The sequence below is a fragment of the Microbacterium sp. 10L49 genome, assembly GCF_056395125.1.
In genome coordinates this window covers 1-5,527 of the sequence record NZ_JBFTIW010000007.1, presented here as the reverse complement: position 1 = coordinate 5,527, position 5,527 = coordinate 1, and the positions used below count along the sequence as shown (strand labels likewise).

Annotated in this window: 3 rRNA genes; all 3 read left to right on the top strand. The window is 54.7% G+C overall.

The features are described 5' to 3' along the window. The first annotated feature begins 215 nt into the window (after window positions 1-215). The 3 genes from AC1DCT_RS18100 to rrf all read left to right on the top strand — a co-directional run bounded on the left by AC1DCT_RS18100 (window position 216) and on the right by rrf (window position 5,480). Window positions 216-1,738, top strand: a 16S ribosomal RNA gene (locus AC1DCT_RS18100). Between the two features lie 417 nt (window positions 1,739-2,155). After that, window positions 2,156-5,254, top strand: a 23S ribosomal RNA gene (locus tag AC1DCT_RS18095). Between the two features lie 109 nt (window positions 5,255-5,363). After that, window positions 5,364-5,480 (top strand): 5S ribosomal RNA (gene rrf, locus AC1DCT_RS18090). The 16S, 23S and 5S rRNA genes sit together here, the layout of an rRNA operon. Window positions 5,481-5,527: the final 47 nt, after the last annotated feature.

Genomic DNA, 5,527 nt, shown 5'->3' with positions numbered 1-5,527 from the left:
AGGAGCATCCGATCCTTGAGAACTCAACAGCGTGCACTTGTCAAATGCCAATTTATTCCTCGTCCAGTCCTTTTTGGGCTGGTTGAGAAATTCCTTTGGATCAAAGACCAACCCTTTGGGGTTGGCATTCGGATGAAGTCAGCAATGATGTCATCTCTTTGGTCAGTTTCAAACTCGCAGGTGCCTGGTTTTCCCCGGGTGTCCTGTTTTTTTCTTTTACGGAGAGTTTGATCCTGGCTCAGGATGAACGCTGGCGGCGTGCTTAACACATGCAAGTCGAACGATGAAGCCTAGCTTGCTGGGTGGATTAGTGGCGAACGGGTGAGTAACACGTGAGCAACCTGCCCCTCACTCTGGGATAAGCGCTGGAAACGGCGTCTAATACTGGATACGAGTCGCAACCGCATGGTTAGTGACTGGAAAGATTTTTTGGTGGGGGATGGGCTCGCGGCCTATCAGCTTGTTGGTGAGGTAATGGCTCACCAAGGCGTCGACGGGTAGCCGGCCTGAGAGGGTGACCGGCCACACTGGGACTGAGACACGGCCCAGACTCCTACGGGAGGCAGCAGTGGGGAATATTGCACAATGGGCGGAAGCCTGATGCAGCAACGCCGCGTGAGGGATGACGGCCTTCGGGTTGTAAACCTCTTTTAGCAGGGAAGAAGCGAAAGTGACGGTACCTGCAGAAAAAGCACCGGCTAACTACGTGCCAGCAGCCGCGGTAATACGTAGGGTGCAAGCGTTATCCGGAATTATTGGGCGTAAAGAGCTCGTAGGCGGTTTGTCGCGTCTGCTGTGAAATCCCGAGGCTCAACCTCGGGCCTGCAGTGGGTACGGGCAGACTAGAGTGCGGTAGGGGAGATTGGAATTCCTGGTGTAGCGGTGGAATGCGCAGATATCAGGAGGAACACCGATGGCGAAGGCAGATCTCTGGGCCGTAACTGACGCTGAGGAGCGAAAGGGTGGGGAGCAAACAGGCTTAGATACCCTGGTAGTCCACCCCGTAAACGTTGGGAACTAGTTGTGGGGTCCTTTCCACGGATTCCGTGACGCAGCTAACGCATTAAGTTCCCCGCCTGGGGAGTACGGCCGCAAGGCTAAAACTCAAAGGAATTGACGGGGACCCGCACAAGCGGCGGAGCATGCGGATTAATTCGATGCAACGCGAAGAACCTTACCAAGGCTTGACATACACGAGAACGGGCCAGAAATGGTCAACTCTTTGGACACTCGTGAACAGGTGGTGCATGGTTGTCGTCAGCTCGTGTCGTGAGATGTTGGGTTAAGTCCCGCAACGAGCGCAACCCTCGTTCTATGTTGCCAGCACGTAATGGTGGGAACTCATGGGATACTGCCGGGGTCAACTCGGAGGAAGGTGGGGATGACGTCAAATCATCATGCCCCTTATGTCTTGGGCTTCACGCATGCTACAATGGCCGGTACAAAGGGCTGCAATACCGTGAGGTGGAGCGAATCCCAAAAAGCCGGTCCCAGTTCGGATTGAGGTCTGCAACTCGACCTCATGAAGTCGGAGTCGCTAGTAATCGCAGATCAGCAACGCTGCGGTGAATACGTTCCCGGGTCTTGTACACACCGCCCGTCAAGTCATGAAAGTCGGTAACACCTGAAGCCGGTGGCCTAACCCTTGTGGAGGGAGCCGTCGAAGGTGGGATCGGTAATTAGGACTAAGTCGTAACAAGGTAGCCGTACCGGAAGGTGCGGCTGGATCACCTCCTTTCTAAGGAGCATCTGGAGGCTTCGGCCTTCCAGGCGCCGGATCGAGACGAATGTTCTCGCCGGTTAGCTCATGGGTGGAACATTTGACATGGCATCAGCGCAGCTGATCCTCGTTAGTACGTCGGGCCTTCGGGTCTGGTGGGAACGTGGGGATGGGTGAGCGGGGTGCCTGCACGCTGTTGGGTCCTGAGGGACCGGGTGTGATTCTTCGGGATCGCAGCTGTACCTCGGGCTTGTCGCTGCCAACGTTGTTGGTGGGGATGAGCACCGCCCGTACTTTGAGAACTACACAGTGGACGCGAGCATCTTCAACATGACCCTTTGGGGTTGTGTTGTTTTGATGATCTTAAAGATCATTAGTCAATTTCGAACTGGATCCTTCGGGGTCTGGTTTCCGATTCTTGATGAACTCATGTGATTTCAAGTCTTTAAGAGCAAACGGTGGATGCCTTGGCATCTGGAGCCGAAGAAGGACGTAGCAATCTGCGATAAGCCTCGGGGAACTGATAAGCGAGTTTTGATCCGAGGGTGTCCGAATGGGGAAACCCCGCTGGGCGGCGTGCCGACCTAGTGACTCCCGCCTGAATATATAGGGCGGGTAGAGGGAACGTGGGGAAGTGAAACATCTCAGTACCCACAGGAAGAGAAAACAACATGTGATTCCGTGAGTAGTGGCGAGCGAAAGCGGATGAGGCTAAACCGGGTGTGTGTGATAGCCGGCAGGCGTTGCATGCTCGGGGTTGTGGGACTTTTTGGATTGTTCTGCCGAACTTTCAGCGTTACAAGCAGGTATAGACGAACGGTTTTGAATGGCCGGTCATAGAGGGTGCGAACCCCGTAGTCGAAATGCCTGGCTTGGCGTGAAGAGTATCCCAAGTAGCACGGGGCCCGAGAAATCCCGTGTGAATCTGTCAGGACCACCTGATAAGCCTAAATACTCCCAGATGACCGATAGCGGACAAGTACCGTGAGGGAAAGGTGAAAAGTACCCCGGGAGGGGAGTGAAATAGTACCTGAAACCGTTTGCTTACAAACCGTTGGAGCCTCCTTAGTAGGGGTGACAGCGTGCCTTTTGAAGAATGAGCCTGCGAGTTAGCGATACGTGGCGAGGTTAACCCGTGTGGGGTAGCCGTAGCGAAAGCGAGTCTGAATAGGGCGATTCAGTCGCGTGTCCTAGACCCGAAGCGAAGTGATCTATCCATGGCCAGGCTGAAGCGACGGTAAGACGTCGTGGAGGGCCGAACCCACTTAGGTTGAAAACTGAGGGGATGAGCTGTGGATAGGGGTGAAAGGCCAATCAAACTTCGTGATAGCTGGTTCTCTCCGAAATGCATTTAGGTGCAGCGTTGCGTGTTTCTTGCCGGAGGTAGAGCTACTGGATGGCCGATGGGCCCTACAAGGTTACTGACGTCAGCCAAACTCCGAATGCCGGTAAGTGAGAGCGCAGCAGTGAGACTGTGGGGGATAAGCTTCATAGTCGAGAGGGAAACAACCCAGACCACCATCTAAGGTCCCTAAGCGCGTGCTAAGTGGGAAAGGATGTGGAGTTGCTGTGACAACCAGGAGGTTGGCTTAGAAGCAGCCACCCTTGAAAGAGTGCGTAATAGCTCACTGGTCAAGTGATTCCGCGCCGACAATGTAACGGGGCTCAAGCACGCCACCGAAGTTGTGGCATTGACATTTATGGTAGGCCTTCGTGGTCCAGCCGTGTTGATGGGTAGGAGAGCGTCGTGTGGCGAGTGAAGCGGCGGAGTGATCCAGCCGTGGACGCTACACGAGTGAGAATGCAGGCATGAGTAGCGAAAGACGTGTGAGAAACACGTCCTCCGGAAGACCAAGGGTTCCAGGGTCAAGCTAATCTTCCCTGGGTAAGTCGGGACCTAAGGCGAGGCCGACAGGCGTAGTCGATGGACAACGGGTTGATATTCCCGTACCGGCGAAGAACCGCCCACATGAAATCAGGAGTGCTAAGCATCCCAAGACGCGTGGATCCCTTCGGGGACGATCGTGAGGCGGCATGCGACCCCATCTGGTGGAGTGAGCGTATTAACAGGTGTGACGCAGGAAGGTAGCCCAGCCAGGCGATGGTTGTCCTGGTGCAAGTGCGTAGGCCGAGAGATAGGCAAATCCGTCTCTCATGAAGGCTGAGACACGATGCGGATGAAAAGTGGGTGATCCTATGCTGCCAAGAAAAGCATCGACGCGAGGTTCTAGCCGCCCGTACCCCAAACCGACTCAGGTGGTCAGGTAGAGAATACCAAGGAGATCGAGAGAATCGTGGTTAAGGAACTCGGCAAAATGCCCCCGTAACTTCGGGAGAAGGGGGGCCACCCGCTTATACGGATTTACTCCGAAAAGGGTGTGGTGGCCGCAGAGACTAGTGGGTAGCGACTGTTTACTAAAAACACAGGTCCGTGCTAAGTCGCAAGACGATGTATACGGACTGACGCCTGCCCGGTGCTGGAAGGTTAAGAGGACCGGTTAGCCGTAAGGCGAAGCTGAGAATTTAAGCCCCAGTAAACGGCGGTGGTAACTATAACCATCCTAAGGTAGCGAAATTCCTTGTCGGGTAAGTTCCGACCTGCACGAATGGCGTAACGACTTCCCAACTGTCTCAACCGCGAACTCGGCGAAATTGCATTACGAGTAAAGATGCTCGTTACGCGCAGCAGGACGGAAAGACCCCGTGACCTTTACTACAGCTTGGTATTGGTGTTCGGTGTGGCTTGTGTAGGATAGGTGGGAGACTTTGAAGCGTGGACGCCAGTTCATGTGGAGTCATTGTTGAAATACCACTCTGGTCACTCTGGATATCTAACTTCGAACCGTAATCCGGTTCAGGGACAGTGCCTGGTGGGTAGTTTAACTGGGGCGGTTGCCTCCCAAAAAGTAACGGAGGCGCCCAAAGGTTCCCTCAACCTGGTTGGTAATCAGGTGTCGAGTGTAAGTGCACAAGGGAGCTTGACTGTGAGACTGACAGGTCGAGCAGGGACGAAAGTCGGGACTAGTGATCCGGCAGTGGCTTGTGGAAGCGCTGTCGCTCAACGGATAAAAGGTACCTCGGGGATAACAGGCTGATCTTGCCCAAGAGTCCATATCGACGGCATGGTTTGGCACCTCGATGTCGGCTCGTCGCATCCTGGGGCTGGAGTAGGTCCCAAGGGTTGGGCTGTTCGCCCATTAAAGCGGTACGCGAGCTGGGTTTAGAACGTCGTGAGACAGTTCGGTCCCTATCCGCTGCGCGCGTAGGAAGTTTGAGAGGATCTGACCCTAGTACGAGAGGACCGGGTTGGACGAACCTCTGGTGTGCCAGTTGTTCCGCCAGGAGCACCGCTGGTTAGCTACGTTCGGGATGGATAACCGCTGAAAGCATCTAAGCGGGAAGCCGGCCTCAAGATGAGACTTCCATACCTTCGGGTGAGAGGCTCCCAGCCAGACTACTGGGTTGATAGGCCAGATGTGGAAGCGTGGTAACACGTGCAGCTGACTGGTACTAATAAGCCGATGACTTGATAACACACCGTTCTTGGTGCTTGCGTCCACTTTGTGGTTCTCGACGTACGGTCGAAACCGCGAACATATAACAAACATTACGTTTGTGCTTGTTCGAGACACGTCAATAGTGTTTCGGCGGCCATAGCGTGAGGGAAACGCCCGGTCACATTCCGAACCCGGAAGCTAAGCCTCACAGCGCCGATGGTACTGCAGGGGGGACCCTGTGGGAGAGTAGGACACCGCCGGACTTCCTTTAACAGAAAGGCCACCCAACGCAGGGTGGCCTTTCTGCGTT